Genomic DNA, 18,180 nt, shown 5'->3' on the forward strand with positions numbered 1-18,180 from the left:
GCTGTATTTCGAGGAAAATTTTAGTGGTACATCCTCTTGAAATCCAGTATTGGCGTAAACAAGGAATGACAAATGACCAAACAATCGATAAAGCAGACTAAGTATTCAAAAGTAAATGGGGAGCTTAGCTCCCCATTTGTAGACTCTACTTAGGCTGACGCCAGAAAATGGCGGCCAATGCAGGTAGGATAATTATGGCACCGAGCATATTTACCACAAACATGAATGTTAACAATATTCCCATATCCATTTGGAATTTAAGCGCCGAGAAGAACCAAGTACTGACACCAATCGCTAAAGTCAGGCCCGTAAAGATCACTGCACTGCCCCGTTCGACCAACGCCTCATAGTAAGCCTGTTGTACTGGCATACCATTTGATAGCTTAGATGACATAGTCGAGAGGATATAAATACCATAGTCCACGCCAATACCAACCCCCAGCGCAATGACAGGTAACGTACTGACAGCTAAGCCAATATCGAGCTGAGTCATCAAAGCCTGTGCCAGTGTCGACACGACATATAACGGAATAATAACCGCCACAGTGGCTTTAAAAGATTTAAAGCTGATTAAGCAGAGTACAAACACAGCACCATAGACGTATATCATCATAGGTAACTGCGCTTCGGCCACCGCTTCGTTAGTCGCTGCCATTACACCCACAGGACCCGACGCCAGTTTAAACTGCAACTTCTCGTTGTCCATTTTCGCGGCGACGGCTTTAACCTTAGCGACCACAGTTTCTATGGTTTCGGCCTTGTGATCTTTCATAAACAGATACACAGGCATGACAGAACAATCGCCATTTAATAAACCTGAAGTCGTGGGAATTTGGCCAATGGCCTGTACTAAGCTCGCCGTTGTACGCGGCAACACTTCCCATCTTGGATTGCCTTCGTTGAAGCCTGCATTCACTTTTTTAGCGACTGACGCCAGACTCACAGTCGACTCCACCCCTGGGGTATTGCGTACTAACCACTCAAACTGATCAATTTGAGTGAGCACATCGTGGTAAGTACAGGCTTCAGGTGCTGCCTCAACAATCACAGTCATCACATCTGTGGTGATAGAGAAATGATCTGTGATGAAGAAGGTATCGAGGTTATAACGCGAATCTTGATGTAACGCTGGCGCGCCGCCCTGTAGATCACCAATCTTCATCTGATTGGCTTGTTGCAAACCCACAAAATACAACAACACAGTGGCAATAATGACTACCACAGCATATTTAGGCGTTGCAAAACGCGCCATGAAGCGCCAAATAGCCTCAGTTCGCACTTCTTCAGCGGTCGGTTCTGCGTGTTTATTGACTTTTATTTCAGTAAAAGAAATCACCAAAGGCAACAGGATAAGGTTAGTGAAAATGATCACGCCCACACCGAGCGAGGCAGAAATCGCCAGCTCGCGAATAATCCCAATATCGATAAATAACAGGGTAATAAAACCAACAGTATCGGACAGTAATGCCACACCACCCGGCACTAATAAACTACGAAATGCCGACGCCGAAGCCGCTTTTGTCGTTTGCCCGTCGAGCACTCGGCGCCGTACAGCATTGATGATCTGCACCCCGTGGCTCACACCGATGGCGAAGACTAAAAACGGTACCAGAATCGACATAGGATCGAGACCGAAACCTATCACAGTCAATAAACCAAGCTGCCAGACCACAGCCGTTAAACTGCAGACCAGTGGCAACATGGTCAAGATGATGGATTTAGAAAAGAGGTAAACCATGACGGCGGTGATCAAAATCGCGATCACGAAGAACAGCAACACGCCCTTAGCGCCATCAGCCACATCCCCCGCCATTTTGGCGAAACCTATGATGTGAATTTTAACCTTATCGGTTTCGAACTTGCCCCTAAGCTCTTTTTCTAATTGTGCGGCAAAAGCAATAGTATCAAGCGGTTTACCCGTCTGTGGATCAAAATCCATTAATTGAGCCGACACCATAGCCGCACTGTAATCGTTAGCAATCAATCGGCCGACAATCCCTGCTTTTTCAATATTATCGCGAACCGTTTCTAACCCAGACACTGAAGTTGAAAAATCCGCAGGAATAACAGGCCCGCCAGCAAAACCATCCTCAACGACTTCAGTAAAACGAGTGGAAGGCGAAAAAATTGATTTCACCTGCGCACGGTCAACCCCAGGAATAAAAAACAGCTGATCATGCACGTTTTTTAAGGTATCAAAATAGTTAGCATTAAAAATATTACCGCTGGTATCCTCCACCGCCACCATGATGCTGTTGGCACCACCAAAATCTTTTTGGTGTTTCAGGTAGGTCTGCATATAACTGTGCTGCAGTGGAATATTTTTGATAAAAGCCGCATCCATTTTGAGTTGACTGGCCTGATAGCCAAAAAACAACGTCAAAAACACAAAAATGCCGACGACCCATGCGCGATTGCGAAACAAAAATGACTCAAATCCGTTGACCAGTTTTTCTAACATCTTCTCGGCCCTGTTATTTATTGTAGTTTTAAAATTTTATGGCTTAAGAATAAACAGCCCTTGGCTGCCGGATAACCACATATTCCCTTGATTATCCTTTGCAATAGACACTAAGTTTTCCCCTTGGCGACGAGTCACGATACTGCTAGTGTCGTCCTCATTTAGCTTGATCACTATCCCCGCATTACCCACTAAATATAGCGCGTCGTCAGAAACAACCATGGCACCGTTGATTGAGGATTGCACAGGCAGTTCTATTTGATTCCATTGGCTTAAACTCACATCAGCTTTGAATATATGACCGCGAAGGCCCATCACATACACAGCATTTTTCGTTTCTGCGGCGTTAAACATAGAACCATCGTAATCAAAATTGGTACGCGTAAATGTTTTACCTTGATCGCCAGAAACAGCGACTAACCCCAGCTCGCCAACCAATAATAAACGTCCATCGGTTAAGGTTAAAATACGATTAAAGTGCGGCAATAATGAAGCGCGCGCACTCAAATAGGCCAATTGATCGCTGCCTTTTAACTCCGCCAAATAAGCCACATCTTCTTCTGCTAAGAGCTCCTCATGGAACTCCTCACGCCACTGGGCACCGCCATCATTAGTGCGATAAAACAAACCGTAAGCGCCAATGGCAATACCATTGTTTTCGTCTAAAAACACCACATCGAGGAAAGGCTTTTCAATCTCTGGTGAATGCATTTGTAGCTGCCAAGTTTGACCGCCATCCTGAGTATGTAAAATGGTTGCATCATGACCTACAGCCCAACCGCGTTTTTCATTGAGGAAAAAGACTTTTGTCAGCTGTGAACTCACGGGCGTTGCCACTTGATGCCAACTGCCGTCATACACCAGAGCATGGCCACGTTCACCCACGGCCACTAAACCAGCACCTACGTTGGCAATATCTAAAATCAAAGATGAAGCAGCAAGAGGTTGAACTTGAGAAAAAATCGGATCAGAGGGCGTTGCAGATAACGTAGAAGGAAAAAAAGCGCCACCGAAACTTAATACAGCGACACACTGAAGGATGCGAAACGACATACAAACTTCCTTAAACTAATGAGGGGCGCTAAGCGCCCCTTTGTACGTGGCCTATTAACGGATACCTTCACGACGCAATGCATCGGGGGTAAAGTTAGCTTCAGTCAGTTTGGCATCGAAGTTATACATGCCACTTTGGTTGTCTAAGCCCATAGCGAGATAACGACGGGATTGCAAATCATGGAAGACTTCTAAAGTATCCCACTGTGCAGGTACTTCGTAATAATTCAAGCCATGTGCAACGGCCACACGATACAACTGATCACGGTTGTCGTAGAGATCGGCGATTGACACTTGCCATGAATCTTCATCAAGGTACATATCGCGCACTTTATAAATGTGGCGCATACCGTCTTTCAGCGTCGCCCTCACTTGCCATACGCGGTGTTTTTCCCAACGAACGTACTCAGGATTCACATGACCAGGTTTCAATATTTGGTCATATTTCAGCTTATCTGAATGCAGTTTGTAATCGTTGTACGGGATATAAATTTCTTTTTTGCCAACCAGTTCCCAGTTGTAACGCACTGGAGAGCCGTTAAACATATCGAAATCATCTGTCGTACGCAGACCATCTGACACTGTACCCGGTGTATCAAAAGCCACGTTCGGCGCTTTACGTACTCGACGTTGACCTGTGTTATAGGTCCAAGCTTGGCGGGGAAGCGCCTCTTGATCCATGGTTTCTTTAACCAATAAGGCTGTACCTGCTAAACGCGCAGGCTGAGTCACCACTTGCTTAAAGTAGAACAGCGTATTGCTGGCTTTAAGCTGATCTAAGGTAATTTCTGGACGAGAATATTCGAAACGAATTTCCTCAGCCGTTTCCACTAAGCTATAGCTACCATCGGCTGTCGGTGCAGCTTGGCTACGGGAAGTTTCGATATCGATACCACGAAAACGCAAAATGTGGTTCCAAATTGCTTCTAAACCATTTGCAGGGATCGGGAATGGAATACCAATAGCCGCGCCAGAAATACCATTGCCCTGTGCAATCAGTTCAGCACGAGTCGCGTTAACTTTAGTCGCATCGTAAACGAACTGTGGTACAGAGGCGCTACGGCGAGTCTTATACACATTCATCTTGTAGGTATCAGGATAAAGTTCGAACAGCTTCACCTGACCCGGCGTTAAAAAATCTTTATATTGCGCTTTGTTAGCATTGGTAATAGTAAATTCAATCTTATCCTCAGGGAAAGGATCTGGGTGATGCATCCCTTTGGTATAACCCGCCACAGGCTTAGTAATACCACCATCCCACGCAGGAATAGAACCATCAGCATTACCTGCTTTTTCAGCACCTAAAGGGGTAAGTTCATTGCCAAGTTTTGCCGCATCAGCTTCTGATATCTTAGCCATAGCGACTGGCGCTGCGAACGCCAGCATGACTGCACTCGCCAATATCGTCAGTTTCTTCATTGTTTGAGTCCTTTTAGATCGAATACTTGATATTGAATGAAACATAATCACGATCTGCCATCGCATTCGTCGTACCGACACCGCCAAAGAAATTGTTATAGGAGATATCTGCACCCCAACGGTTTTGATAGTCGAAGTTAACGCCTAGCGCGACAGACTTACGTCCTTCCGTGAACAGGAACATAGGATCAGGTGTAATACCATCAACGTCATGGGAGAAAATCACCCGTGGAGACATATTGACCCCAGCAAATATGTTGTTGAAATCCGCCTTTCCAACTAAACGGTATCCCCAAGCAAAGTCGGTTGGGAACGGGTTAGTTTCAGGACCGTTGTGCAAGGCTTGAATGATGCCGGGCATATCTGGGTTGCCGCCAGAACGTGACGTACCAGGACCATTGAGACGTAGCTCATCAAAACCTGGCATATCATGGATCCACACGCCACCCACTTCGGCCAACATAGTCAAGTTATCTAAACCTAACGTTGGACCAAATAAATGGGTGAAAGTCATCTGCGCCTGAGTGGTATCAAGACGGATAAAGCCATCCACGGTTTCACCCGGCTTAACATCTTTAATCTGTGAAATACCATCGAGATCTGGACGAAGACCAGCGTTAGCTAACTGCTGTGGCATACCGGCAAACAATAATTCTACGTCATCGATTTGCAGTGGTTCATCCTGACGATGGGCAATTTCAGCCGCGACAGAGGTATCACCAACCAAGGTATTGAAACTGAAACCGTAAAGCTTGATATCCTCTGGATAAACGATTTGCGCCTTAGAGAAACTCTTCAAATTGAGCAGCAATTCACGATCAATGTTGCCCGAATTTTGACCTATGGTCGCCAGATCAGACAAAAGTGCACCCGTGCTAAAATCGGCGGCTGTACCACTGATAAGAGGACGACGGCTATGATAATTCATGAAATAAAAACCAAATTCGGTTTCACCCAGTGAAGGCGCGTAATAACCCAGCTTAATACCATATTGGCCATCATTGCTTGGCTCTGCCTCATCCTGCACTAGCGTCACTTTTGTTGGGTAGGCTAAGGCCATAGAAACCAATTGCTGTGTCGGAATAGATTGGCCGCTGGCAATCATGCCCGCTAAACGCTCGTATTCTTGCATTACGAAGTCTAAATTGATGTCAGGGTTAGCATTAAACCCAAGCTGAGCGTTTTGAGCGTAACCACCGAAACCCGCAAAATCGTTAGTCGCAAAAATAGAACCCGGCGTTGGTACCCAAATAGGTTGCCAATCATATTGATAGAATGCTTCTACCGTTAATGAATCCGTCAAACCAAGGGAAGCCCACACCATACCTTGCGGTCTGAACGCTTCTTTGAGTTCAGCACCAGGCGCGTTAAGTATGTTCAAGTCAACGGCGTTGATTTCACTGATCCCATGGGCAATCAGTGTACTTTCACCCCATGACACCACTTGATTACCTACACGAATAGATAATGGATTAGCGCCATCGTTGAGGTCAAAGTTGCCATACACAAACGCATCGAGTAAGCGAATATCTTTACATTGAACTTCTGAAGCACGGTTATCTTCGCAAGGGTCAAACTCTTTGCCCGTTATCGGATCATTAAAATCATAATTACCGTCATTGAGTTTACGATCATAGAAATACATACCACGGGCGAATAAACCGTAGTTTTTGTATTTCAATGACAATTCATGCAAACCTTTAACGATTTCGGACGTAGTATCGCCTTGAGAATAAAGTAAATTACTTAAGTCATTGTTACTGGAATACGATCCGGGCTGGGCCCAAATCTCAGCAGAAGTGTATTTAGTATTGCCAAATGCGCTGTAATTAGACCAATCGAATTGGGGTTGATTAACCTTACCAATTTGACCTTCCCAATCGCGCTCCCCTACACGCCAGCTCGCACCAGCAGTCCAAGTTGAGTCAAATGTGCCCTCAACCTCTCCCCAATTAAAAGATACTGCATTAACGCTTGGGATCATTAACAAACTCAATGCCGACGCCACCCCCAAAGCAAGCGCCGATTTGTTAAAACTATTTTTAACAATTTTCATTTTAGCTCTCCGTACCCTGCTGGATTCTTTGTTTTAGGAATTACAACCAACATCTTGTTAGCTCACAGGTAACATCATTGTTACAGCAATTAATCCCCTTGAGCAAGGCGCAGTTAGAGAAAATTTTCTAAAGAATTAAGCATGTAGGTACATTTGTACCGTTAACTAAAAAGGAGAGATTTAAATTAGCGAAAAGCGGAATAGGAATGAAACATAAAAACACATTAAAAAATCATATAATTCATTAACATATTTAAAAACAAAATATCACAAAGCGAGCTTGGTAATCAGCCGACCGTTTAAAGTAATTGCTCTAAGTAAAGATAAACAAATTAAGACTAAACTCGATTTAATGAAACAAATTGTCCCTTGTCATCTAAAACCAATTTGAAATAGCCTTGAATGCCATTTTCGGTTAAAAAACGCCTAAAATGACGGCCATTAATCCACAAAATCCGCCCTTGAGTTTCACGAACCTCGACTTTATCGGCAAGCCCTTGATAATAAGGTAAGAAATCTCGATAGCTGATCGATAGTTTGAAATACAGTTCCATAATATCAAGGCAGCACAGACTGCTGCCCTCCTCCTACAAACTGCTATTTTGCCAATGCTTTAGAGACTTTTTCGTACATATCCTTAGATAAGTCAGGCAAAGCCAAAAGTTGCCCTAAACAGGCTTTTATCAAGGTTTGGCGGTCCAAGTCGAATTTATGATACTGGATCAATGGCGTCACCATACGGGCCGCAACCTGCGGATTGAGCTTATTAAGGGTCATTAAGCATTCGGTTAAGAAAGCATAACCCTTACCGTCTCTATGGTGGAATTGATAAATATTACCGGCAGCAAAACTGCCCACTAAAGCACGCACTCGGTTTGGATTGCTCATACTAAAACACTTATGTTGCTGCAACTGACGCAAACACTCAATCACATCATCTGCATCACGGGTCGCTTGCAACATAAACCATTTATCCATCACCAATGGCGTATCCTGCCAACGTAGCTCAAATGTCGTCATCAGTTCATCACGACAAGGTAAATTCCCAACATTGGCAGCAGTCAACGCACCAAGAGAATCCGTCATATTACTGGCGTTATCGAACTGAGAAATCACTAACCCCTCAGCCTCATCCGACACCCGAGCTAACCAAGTTAAACACTGATTTTTAAGGGCTCTTGCCTGCGTACTCTCTACTGCGACTAAAGAACGATATAGCGCAATCAATTCATCTTCACTATGTGAAGCGAGCTCTATTAGTACAAATTCACGTGCTAAAGCTAACGCATCTAGATCAACACTCTCTGTTTGCTCAATCAAAGCCGAAGCCGTAGGTATAGCTAATATTTCGGCGATCAATGCCGGATCAAGCTCAGTGTCTAACAACACACCTTTAAAACTATCGCGCACACGGGGATCGAGCGTCATGGCTTGTTGCTGTTGTAAACTCGCCACATTTTGCCAAATCGCTTGGCTCACTAAGGTCACAGAGGCTTCCCAGCGGGCCACTTCGCTGCTAGCAAAACGCATCAAGTGGACGAGTTGATCCACATTGAATCGATATTGTAATTTGACGGGCGCAGAAAAGTTTTGCAGTAACGAAGCGACGGGTTTATGAGTGAGTCCATCAAAGCTAAACACTTGTTCAGTTTGAGTAAAATCGAGAATCTCATTCACTAAAGAATGGCCCTTCGCATCTAAGAGCTCTAAGCTAAACGGAATATGCAGCGGTGATGCACAGTTCGCTAAACTTTGTTTAAGGGTCAATTGATAAACGCCCGTTTGCGCATCAAAGCTGTCCATCGCAGTCACAATCGGCGTACCAGCTTGGCTATACCATAAACGGAACTGGGTTAAATCCACTCCGCTGGCATCTTCCATTGCCGCCACAAAATCATCACAGGTGACAGCTTGGCCGTCGTGGCGTTTAAAATACAGTTTCATTCCCGCCTGAAACTTTTCTTCATCGAGCAAAGTGTGCATCATGCGGATGACTTCAGCGCCCTTGTTATACACAGTCACAGTGTAGAAATTATTCATCTCAATGACAGATTCTGGACGAATAGGATGGGACATAGGGCCAGAATCTTCTGCAAATTGCTGATTTTTGATCACTTTAATTGCGTGAATTCGATTCACAGCACGAGAGCCTAAATCTGAGCTAAATTCTTGATCGCGAAAAACCGTTAAGCCTTCTTTTAAACTTAATTGGAACCAATCGCGGCACGTTACGCGGTTTCCTGTCCAATTATGAAAATACTCATGGCCTACAACCGATTCAATGCCGTGATAATCCTCGTCGGTGGCCGTTAAGGTATCTGCAAGCACATATTTAGTGTTAAAGATATTTAAGCCTTTGTTTTCCATCGCACCCATATTGAAAAAGTCGACGGCCACTATCATGTAAATATCTAAATCATACTCAAGATCAAAACGGCTCTCATCCCATGCCATGGATTTCTTAAGTGATGCCATCGCATGGTGTGCTTTATGTAAATTACCTTTATCAACGAACACTTGCAGGATCACTTTACGGCGACTGCGAGTAATGAACTCATCTTGCAATAGATCAAAATCGCCAGCGACTAAGGCAAATAAATACGCTGGTTTTGGAAATGGATCTTGCCAGCAAACATAATGGCGTCCGCCATCTAACTCACCTTGATCAATCAAATTACCGTTACTCAGTAAAAACGGGAATGCGGCGCTATCGGCTTCGATACGAACTGTGTATTTAGCTAATACATCAGGGCGATCAAGGAAATAAGTGATACGTCGAAAGCCCTCTGCCTCGCATTGCGTACAGTAGGCACCATCGGACATATAGAGCCCTTCAAGGCTCGAATTAGCTTCAGGATCGAGCTTAGTGATAATGTTCAGCTCAAACTCATCAAGCTCAGTTTCTAGAACTAATTGACCTGCACTAACATGGTAAGGCACAGCATCACCATTAACAGTCAGCGAAACAACGGTCAAATCTTCGCCATCCAACACTAAGGCTTGTGCATGTTTTGAAGTGCGTTTTATACGACTGATCGCCTGCACTTGGGTTTCATTGCCTGCCAAATTAAAAGCTAAATCGATAGTCTCTATCGTAAAAAGTGGCGCTTGATAATCTTTTAAGTATTTTGCTTGAGCTTGTGTCATTTCGATCCCTTTAACGCTGATCTAAATAAGAAAAAACGCGCCATAAGCGCGTTTTGATATCGGATAAATCGACTCGACTAGCGCCTACTTAGCACTAGTTTTAGCCATTTTTTGCACATCAGCCATATCTAAGGTGATATAAGCGGTTTCGTCTAAAAATGCATCTGGCAATTCAGCGTCGTCTTTAATGTCTTCCATTGATTTAACCGGTGCTAAACCATTGGCGACTCGACGCTCGTTTGTTCTGTCGAGGACTTTTTTCTCATCGGCTTCACGGGAAGCAATACGCTCACTTTCAACCAGAGACACAGTTTTCTCTTTGTGATGCTTTTTAAAGTCGGCAATATCTTGATTGATATAGGCAAACTCTACGCTGTTTTTTATACGGTTAAGGTGCTTAGATTCAAGGCTAGTCACTAACTCAGGCGTAACATCATTAAGCGTGCCATATTGCGCCATAGGCACTTTATCCCAAGGTAAAGCATTTTTCTCTTCAGCTTCACCGTACTCGCCCGGCTCCAACGCACTTGGGTAAGCAATGTTTGGTGTCACACCTTTAAGCTGTGTGCTGCCGCCATTGATCCGATAGAACTTTTGAATCGTGTATTGCACATGACCAATTGGCTTTTCATACATGTCGTAGATACGGCCTAGGCTCTTATGCTGCTGCACTGTACCTTTACCAAAGCTAGATTCACCGACAATTAGCGCGCGGTCGTAATCTTGTAGCGCAGCAGCAAAAATCTCAGAGGCTGAAGCACTGTAACGGTCAACCATCACAGTCAAAGGACCGGCATAACTGGTTTTGCCATCGTTATCACGGTGCGCAGACACACGGCCATCGGCATCACGAATTTGCACCACAGGGCCCATATCGATAAAGAGTCCCGTCAGCAACACAGCTTCTGTTAATGCACCACCACCGTTACCTCTAAGGTCGATGACTATGCCTTCAACTTTGGCTTCGTTTAACTTCACTAGCTCTTTTTCAACGTCCTGTGACAGATTCATGTAGAAACCAGGAATATGGATCACACCGACTTTGCGATTTGCGTACTCGCCGTCTTTAGGTTCAATCACCTTAGAGGTTGCCGCTCTGTCTTCAAGACGAATTTTATCGCGTACTAAGGTAACGTCGAATGGCTTAGCATTCGAACCACCTTTCTTCGGTAAAATTTGCAGTACGACTTTACTGCCCTTAGGTCCTTTGATCAGATCAACCACGTCGTCTAAACGCCAGCCGATCACATCAACAATTTCACCGCCCTCTTGACCGACGCCGACAATCTTGTCTTCTGGCGACAGTTTTTCGCTGCCAGCCGCAGGGCCGCCAGCAATTAAGCTTTTAATCACAGTGTAATCGTCTTCAAGTTGCAGTTGAGCACCAATCCCTTCAAGGCTTAAATTCATTTCCATTTGGAAACGTTCAGCATTGCGTGGTGACAGGTAACTCGTATGCGGCTCAATGCTGCGTGAGAAGGCATTCATCACGCCTTGGAACACGTCTTCACTGTTGGTTTGAGTCAAACGTTTGATGGCGTTGTTGTAACGCTTTTGCAGGATCTCAACAATCTCAGGCCATTTTTTACCTGTGAGTTTCAGATTTAGCGAATCGTATTTAACACGTTGACGCCATAACTCATTGATCTCGGCTTGATCTTTTGGCCATGCCGCATCGTCACGGTCATACTCATAGGCATCGCCAGGGGCGGAGAAGTCCATCTCTTTATCCAGTAGGGATAAAGCATAGACAAAGCCTTCATAACGACGCTTTTGGACGATATCAAACATTTTATAGGCAGGCTCAAGTTCACCAGAACTGAGCATGTCATCGAATTGGGTAGCATAAGGTTTAAAACTATCGACATCCGCTTGGGTTAACACATTGCGGCGATAGTCTAACTGCTGTAGATAACGGTCAAAAATTTGCGTAGAAAAGGCATCATCAAGATTAAATCTATGATAGTGCGAACGAGTGTATAAGTCCGTTACCCTTTTGCTCGCGACCTTATGTTGCGCTTCCTGCTTGAGAGTGGGTAACTCGCTGATTTGAATCGTGGGTGGTACGGCCCAAGCCGAGAATCCGACAAAAACAGTGGCGATCGAGGTAGCCAAAGTGAGTTTTCGCATCAACAAGTTACTCCGTTTTAAAAAATGATTACAGCAGGATATGTTCTGCTCTAACTTTAATCGTTAGGCCACTATCAAGCTGAACATGAATATCTTCCTTGTTAATATCAGTAATCACACCGGCTACGGGTGTCATACCTAACTTAACATTGACGCGTTGTTTTTTCGTTAAATCAGTCAATTGTGCTTGGACATAATTTACGACTGGCGCTGCTTTAGGCGCAGGCTTAGCAGGGCGCTCAGTTTTAGCACGTTGAGGAACAGCCACCTTTTTAGGTGCTTTCTTCGCCGCAGGCTTAGGTGCGAGTGCTGCACGTTTCGCTTTCGCTTTATCCTGACTTTCTTTCAACATGGCTTGAGCATGGTCAATGTGCTCTTGCTCTAACTCGCCGCAAGGTTCGCCATCCAGATTAACGCGTTGTGCGCCCGCTTTAACGCACTTCAAATAGCGCCAGCTGCTGGTGTAACGTCTTAAGGCAACTCTGAGCTGAGTTTTACTGACTTTAGAATCATCAGCCAACCTTTCAGCCAAATCTTGAAACAATCCGATTTTTAATGGCTTAGTTTCACCTTCAGCAATAAAGCACAAAGGAAATGTTTCATACAAATACGCCAAAATTGCATTGGTGTCGGTCAACTTTTCTGTTGATTCCATCATTACTTCCACAGTCAAAAAGGGACATCGATTCGAGGTGATATATATCAGCTTCTTACATGTCGTTTATCTTCGTTAAACTCAATATTGAGTCAACGTACAAATTAGCATCCTAGCCGCGTTTACTAAAGTTAAAAAATATACCTTAACAAATTTTGTCAGCTCAAAACACTAAGCTTATTCATTGCATGCCAATCAAACCAGCTTAATGCGTGCAGGCGCATATTATAAGGCGCACGCCACCGATTGCGACTATGAATTATGCGTTATTGTACGCAAATTAATCAAATAGGCAGTTTTCAAAACTTTTAACCAGTAATTCCAGCCCCTTTTGATCTTCTTCATCGAAACGATCGAAGATAGGACTGTCAATATCGAGCACGGCAACCACGTTACCTTGCGCACGAACTGGCACAACGATTTCAGAATTACTGGCAGAATCACAGGCAATATGACCATCAAATTGATGGACATCGGCCACTCGCTGAGTTTGATTAGTGAATGCTGCTGTACCACACACACCTTTTCCTAAGGGAATGCGTGTACAAGCCACTTTACCTTGAAACGGGCCTAATACGAGTTGTTCGCCACGCATGACGTAGAATCCCACCCAGTTCAGCTCAGTTAAATTATCATTGAGCAAGGCTGAAAAATTCGCCATAGCCGCAACAAGGTCGTCTTCCCCTTCCAACAAGGCCAAGGCTTGACGGTTAAGTGACTCATAAAATTTCGATTTCATTACATTTCCTAACAATTTTATTCTGCTGCTTCGGTCTTTTTAGCCGCTTTTTTCGCTGCAGGCGGATTCGTTGGCGTACTATTAACCTGAACGGCGCCTTTAAGCAAGTTCGTCAGCTCATCTTTATTGTTAGCAAAATAGAATGCGAGCTTTTCACCCACACTTTCATCTATACCCAAATCAGCTTTTTGAATGAAGGGGATAAGGTTATCGGCGATATCGAGCATCTTATCGTAGGCATCAGCCTCCTTCTTAGATGTGAATGTCATCTTTTCAACCCCTTCTCTGACCACGACAAACTGTGTTATTACTGCCATGACTGCCCTCGCACTGTTTTTATATACAGTAACTAGAGTGACATAGATTGAACTTGTGATGCAAGTGTTCTCATTAATCTGATATTATTAGCGTACTTTCGTTGCCAAGATTATAAAGCGCTAGACGTGGCTTAACAGCTAACTAGCACGACACTTTGCACCGATCTCGCTGTTATTACTCCTATTAGGCTAATATATATTTTTATATGCATGAAAACGCAGCAGAAAATTCAGTAACCCTATGCCGCTCCTGCGATTTAGCAGTCCGCAAACGTGCCTTGCCTAGCGGTGTTAGAGCAATCTGTCCTCGTTGCAGCACTGCACTTTATGACACGCCATACTGCTCTGTGAATGGTATGTTAGCCCTATGTATTTCGGCATTAGTGTTTTATTTCCCTGCTAATTTTTTACCCGTACTCGAGATCCACTTTTTCGGCAGTATTCGTACTACCACGGTTTTCCAAGGGGCATTTGCAGTATTTGACCAAGGCTATTGGGTTGTAGGTGTCGCCGTACTTGCCGCAGCTGTGATAGGTCCAGGCTTATTACTGTTATCGATATTGACACAGATTTTAATTGTGAAATGGGGATTGAGTAGCCTTTTTTGGCGTAACTCATTGAAGCAGTTGTTAAAATTTCATGGCGTCTTATCGCAGCTCACTATGCTGGAAATTTATGTGATCAGCTTCTTAGTTTCATCATTTCAGCTATCTGATTTTTCGGACATTTATTTTGGTATGGGCACATTTTGCTTCACTATGCTGTTTCTCGTGACCTTGTTTCTACAAAGAGAATACGACTTAGAACATATGTGGACGTTATTGGAAGGTCATAGCTGATATGAAACAACAAGGTAAAGATATCGGCCTATGTCTCTGTAAAGTGTGTCGCCAACTCAACAGCAGTGAACTCACGCACTGTCAGCGCTGTGAAACTGAGTTGCACGTCAGGGACTATTCCAGCCTGCAAAAAAGTTGGGCTTTGTTGATTACCGCTGCCATCTTGCTGGTGCCAGCCAACATTTACCCTATTACTATGCTGACCAATCAAGGGCAAGTGCGGCACGACACCATTTTTTCAGGCATTTTGCATTTAGTGCATTCAGATATGCTGCCTATTGCCATCATAGTGTTTACCGCCAGTATTTTAGTACCATGGATTAAAATCATCGGCTTATCCATTTATCTGTGTGCGATCAGCTTTGACATTCCGATTTCAAAAAAGAAATTGATGGTGGGTTTTCACATCATCGAATGGATTGGCCGCTGGTCAATGCTCGATTTATTTGTCATCTCAATCACAGTGGCATTAGTGAACATGGGACAATTACTCGACGCGAAACCCGCGCCTGCGGCTACCGCATTTGCCTTGGTTATTCTGTTAACTCAGTTAGCCGCAAAAGTTTTAGACACTCGTTTACTCTGGGATCGATTGGAACCTCAAGATGACACAAATTGAATCGCCGAAAGTTGTAAAGAAAAAACTCTTTTCGCCCATTTGGCTGCTTCCTATTGTCGCGTTGGCATTAGGTGCTTGGCTGGGCATTAAGAGCATTAAAGAATCGGGGGTTGAAATTCAAATTCACTTTCCGAGCGCCACTGGGATTGATGTAGGTAAAACCTTAGTCAAATACCAAGGTTTGACTGTTGGTAAAGTGAAAGACATTGGCATAGATGAAGATCTCAAAGGCGTGAACGTCAAGGTCATGATGGACTACCGCGCTAAGCCTTTCTTGAATAAAGAAACCCTCTTCTGGCTTGTCACACCTAAAGCAAGTATTACAGGTGTTGAAGGCTTAGATGCGCTGTTTTCGGGTAACTATATTGCTATCCAACCAGGGAAAGGCAATGCATCGACCTTTTTTGAAGCAGAACGCCAACCGCCGCCGATGCAAATCGGCTCAGAAGGTGTGATGGTCGAATTGACCTCCGATAAACTCGGTTCGCTCGATGTTGGCTCGCCAATATTTTTCCGCCAAATCCCCGTGGGTAGCGTGGTCAGCTATCGTTTAGATGGCAATCAAAGGGTCATTATCAGCGCTTTCATTCAAGAGCAATATGCGCGGTTAGTGAAGAAAAATTCTCACTTTTGGAATGTTTCTGGCGTCAAAATTGATGCTTCACTAACTGGGGTTAAAGTCAGTTCAGAGAGTTTGGCGTCCATTCTGGCTGGCGGCGTGAGTTTCAGCTCTGACGATAAAGCAGACATAGCTAAAAACGGTGACGTTTTTTCGCTTTATGATTCAGAAACCACCGCCCTTGGCGGCATAGAAATAAACCTAACCATGGCTGACGCTAACGGTGTCGACAAAGGTACCCGCATCGTTTATCGCGGCATGAACATTGGCAGTATTTTAAGTAAACAACTCACGTCCAATGGTGTTACAGCCGTGGCTAAGTTTGAACCTCAATACGGTTCACTGTTAACTAACGACGGGGTGTTTTGGCTTGAAGGTGCTGATATTTCCCTCTCAGGCATTAAAAATCCAGAACGTTTACTGACAGGTAGCGTGATCAACTTCCTGCCAGGCATCAACACCAAAAGCGCGGTACCAAGCAGCTTTGCCTTACAATCAAAGGCACCTGATTTACTGCAATCGAAGAAGCGTTTCTTGACCTTAACCTCAGCCGAAAACATGGGCATTTCAGAGGGCGCCCAAGTTCGCTTCAAGCAAATCCCCATTGGTTCAGTGCTTGCGGTTAAGTTAACCAAAGATTTATCGGCGGTGGAATACCAACTCGAGCTACAACCTGAGTTTGCCAGTCTAATTCGCAGCGACAGCTATTTTGTGCCTGAGTCAGCATTAACGATAAACGCATCGTTAGACGGTGTATCAGTCAAAGCAAGGGATTTTACAACGCTCACTCAAGGTGCAGTTAGCTTGATCCAAGGTCACAGCGACACACCTTTAGCTGCTAACAGCGCTCTGACCCTCTTTAGCTCTGTGGATGCCGCGACAGCTTTTTATGATCGTCAGCAGCAAGTGCATTTAACGTTAATCAGTCAAGATGGCGCCGATGTCAGCCAAGGCTCACCGATTTACTATAAAAAAATGCAAATTGGCACAGTTGACTCAGTGAACTGGCAAAGCAAAACCGAAGACTTCGCTATCAAGCTCGCTATCGACAAACAGTTTCAACCCTTGCTGAAAAAGCCAAAAGTATTCTGGCGTAACAGCGCCGTGGATATCAGTGCCAGTCTTGCCGGTATTGATGTCGCCGTTGCCCCGCTACAAGGGGCATTAAAGGGCAGCATCAGTCTGGGACTGCTTGATAGCAATGACAAAGTGAGCAATACAACCCCGTTAAAACTCTATGAGAGCAAGCAGTTAGCATTAAGTCAGGCGCAGGCGATTCGCCTCACATTACCCGCCTCCAGCAAACTGACGGCCAAGGCCGCGATTCGCTATCAAGGTCATCAAGTGGGTGAAGTGTCGCAGGTGAAGCTCAATGCGGATCTCGATACACTCACAGCTAGCGCATATCTCTACGGGGAATATGCCGAACATTTCAGCCGCAGTGACTGTGAATATCATTTAGTGGATGCACAAATTTCTCTGGCGGGGATCAAAGCGCCAGAAACGCTGATAACAGGTCCTTACATAGGAGTCTTACCGGGTAAGGGCAGTCAAAAAGCGACCCAGTTTGTTGCCAACCTCGCTGCCAGCAGCTATGCCAATGTTGCCGAAGATGCGCTGAAATTCATTCTAGAAGATACTAGCCTAGGCTCAATGAAAGTCGGCACACCTATCTTCTTCCGAGGGATTAAAGTCGGTCAAATCGACGGTTATAGCCTATCGACACAGGGGAATAGTGTATTGATGCAGGCCCATATCGAGGCACAGTACAGTCACTTAGTGAATCAAAGCAGTCAGTTCTGGGATGCCTCAGGGATTAAAGTCGATGTTGGCCTCTTCTCAGGTGCCCAAATCGAAGCGGGCTCGCTGGAAACCTTACTAGCTGGCGGCATCAATGTGGCGACTAAGGACACGACTCAAGAGGGTAATCGTTTAGCGACGGGCACAGTATTAATATTGCAACACAAAGCCGAAAACGAATGGCAGCAATGGGCACCAGCCCAGTAATTCTTTTCATCAAAATACTTACACCAACGCACTAATATTAAAGCTCTTACAAATAAATCAGGCGCATAATGCGCCTGATTTATTTTTAGCTTCTCGAACTGTTATTGGCACATTCTAGG

At 44.6% G+C, this 18,180-nt stretch carries 13 protein-coding genes; 3 read left to right on the plus strand and 10 right to left on the minus strand.

What is annotated here, in order from left to right; translation table 11 throughout:
- Positions 1-145 precede the first annotated feature (145 nt).
- From L5M49_RS02830 to L5M49_RS02875, 10 genes are all read right to left on the minus strand, one after another.
- Positions 146-2,461 (minus strand): efflux RND transporter permease subunit, encoded by a 2,316-nt coding sequence (locus L5M49_RS02830; protein ID WP_263265416.1) that lies wholly within the window; start codon positions 2,459-2,461, stop codon positions 146-148.
- 36 nt (positions 2,462-2,497) lie between these two features.
- Complete coding sequence (locus L5M49_RS02835) at positions 2,498-3,514, minus strand: WD40/YVTN/BNR-like repeat-containing protein (protein WP_263265417.1); 1,017 nt, start codon at positions 3,512-3,514, stop codon at positions 2,498-2,500.
- Between the two features lie 54 nt (positions 3,515-3,568).
- A complete protein-coding gene (locus L5M49_RS02840; RefSeq protein ID WP_219251591.1) occupies positions 3,569-4,933 on the minus strand; it encodes a DUF1329 domain-containing protein in 1,365 nt (454 codons plus the stop codon).
- Between the two features lie 13 nt (positions 4,934-4,946).
- Positions 4,947-6,989 carry a DUF1302 domain-containing protein gene (locus tag L5M49_RS02845; protein ID WP_263162729.1) on the minus strand — a complete coding sequence of 681 codons (2,043 nt, stop codon included), beginning with the start codon at positions 6,987-6,989 and terminating at the stop codon, positions 4,947-4,949.
- A 338-nt stretch (positions 6,990-7,327) separates the two neighbouring features.
- Positions 7,328-7,543, minus strand: coding sequence for a DUF2835 domain-containing protein (locus L5M49_RS02850; RefSeq protein ID WP_028759764.1), 216 nt, complete (start codon positions 7,541-7,543; stop codon positions 7,328-7,330).
- A 43-nt stretch (positions 7,544-7,586) separates the two neighbouring features.
- Entirely contained in the window at positions 7,587-10,136 is a 2,550-nt protein-coding gene (gene pepN, locus L5M49_RS02855; protein WP_263265418.1) for an aminopeptidase N, read from the minus strand.
- 84 nt (positions 10,137-10,220) lie between these two features.
- Positions 10,221-12,266 (minus strand): carboxy terminal-processing peptidase, encoded by a 2,046-nt coding sequence (gene prc, locus L5M49_RS02860; protein WP_263265419.1) that lies wholly within the window; start codon positions 12,264-12,266, stop codon positions 10,221-10,223.
- A 28-nt stretch (positions 12,267-12,294) separates the two neighbouring features.
- Positions 12,295-12,921, minus strand: a complete 627-nt coding sequence (proQ, locus tag L5M49_RS02865; protein WP_006086276.1) for an RNA chaperone ProQ — start codon at positions 12,919-12,921, stop codon at positions 12,295-12,297.
- Between the two features lie 280 nt (positions 12,922-13,201).
- The gene (locus L5M49_RS02870) at positions 13,202-13,660 is read right to left on the minus strand and encodes a GAF domain-containing protein (RefSeq protein ID WP_028759760.1); all 459 of its coding nucleotides are present in this window, start codon (positions 13,658-13,660) and stop codon (positions 13,202-13,204) included.
- Between the two features lie 17 nt (positions 13,661-13,677).
- Positions 13,678-13,977, minus strand: a complete 300-nt coding sequence (locus L5M49_RS02875) for a YebG family protein (RefSeq protein ID WP_105252655.1) — start codon at positions 13,975-13,977, stop codon at positions 13,678-13,680.
- Positions 13,978-14,183: 206 nt separating this feature from the next.
- Here L5M49_RS02875 and L5M49_RS02880 point away from each other — a divergent pair, with 206 nt between their 5' ends.
- The 3 genes from L5M49_RS02880 to L5M49_RS02890 are packed head-to-tail and all read left to right on the plus strand — an operon-like array spanning position 14,184 to position 18,061.
- The gene (locus L5M49_RS02880) at positions 14,184-14,816 is read left to right on the plus strand and encodes a paraquat-inducible protein A (RefSeq protein WP_028759758.1); all 633 of its coding nucleotides are present in this window, start codon (positions 14,184-14,186) and stop codon (positions 14,814-14,816) included.
- 1 nt (position 14,817) lies between these two features.
- Complete coding sequence (locus tag L5M49_RS02885; RefSeq protein WP_105252657.1) at positions 14,818-15,435, plus strand: paraquat-inducible protein A; 618 nt, start codon at positions 14,818-14,820, stop codon at positions 15,433-15,435.
- Positions 15,422-18,061 carry a PqiB family protein gene (locus L5M49_RS02890; RefSeq protein WP_263265420.1) on the plus strand — a complete coding sequence of 880 codons (2,640 nt, stop codon included), beginning with the start codon at positions 15,422-15,424 and terminating at the stop codon, positions 18,059-18,061. The genes L5M49_RS02885 and L5M49_RS02890 overlap by 14 nt, the downstream gene beginning before the upstream one ends.
- The last annotated feature ends 119 nt before the right edge of the window (positions 18,062-18,180 follow it).

The organism is Shewanella sp. SM74 (genome assembly GCF_025653725.1).
Taxonomy (GTDB): Bacteria; Pseudomonadota; Gammaproteobacteria; order Enterobacterales; family Shewanellaceae; genus Shewanella; species Shewanella oncorhynchi.